Annotated in this window: 1 protein-coding gene; it reads right to left on the reverse strand. The window is 48.2% G+C overall.

Annotated features, from left to right (window positions below; translation table 11 throughout):
- Window positions 1-587 (reverse strand): IS66 family transposase (gene tnpC, locus VOR_RS0113930; RefSeq protein WP_010320310.1); only part of this gene is annotated, 587 nt, incomplete at both ends.

Consider the following 587-nt stretch of genomic DNA (forward strand, 5'->3'; position numbering starts at 1 on the left):
TACTTGATGGCTTTACCAAGAGGACTCGATTCGATGACTTTCTGCGTGGTTAACCAGTCATAGAAGTCATCCAACATCGGTTTAGCCTGCGCTTGTCTTTCTGCCCAACGCTCTTCGACCGAAGCCAGTTTTAATCGAGATTCAAGTGCGTACAACTTTTGGATTTTGGCTAACGCCACATCCGCTTTACCTGTTTTACCCTTGCCCTGAAGCTTCTTCGCTTCCATGAACTTACGACGTGCATGAGCGAAGCAACCGACATTGGTGACGTTGGTTAATCCATCATAAGCCGCGTAACCATCACTTTGCAGATAGCCTGAGTAATCACCCAAGAAGTTCACGGGGCACACTCTCGCGCGACTGTTTTGATAGTCGAACAAGACGATATTTTTCATGTCAGGGAGTTTAGCTTCAGGGGAGTCGGCTCCCGAGCAGTACAACCACATGTAACATTGCTTGTCTTCCTTGAGCACATTGAGCGGCGTTTCATCGGCCTGAACCACCACTTGTTCGAGTAAGTGAGCCTTCAGTGCCTGATAAAGCGGTTTGAACTTTTCACTCACCTGGATTACCCACCTTGCCATGGT

It is taken from the genome of Vibrio ordalii ATCC 33509 (assembly GCA_000257205.1).
Classification (GTDB): Bacteria; Pseudomonadota; Gammaproteobacteria; order Enterobacterales; family Vibrionaceae; genus Vibrio; species Vibrio ordalii.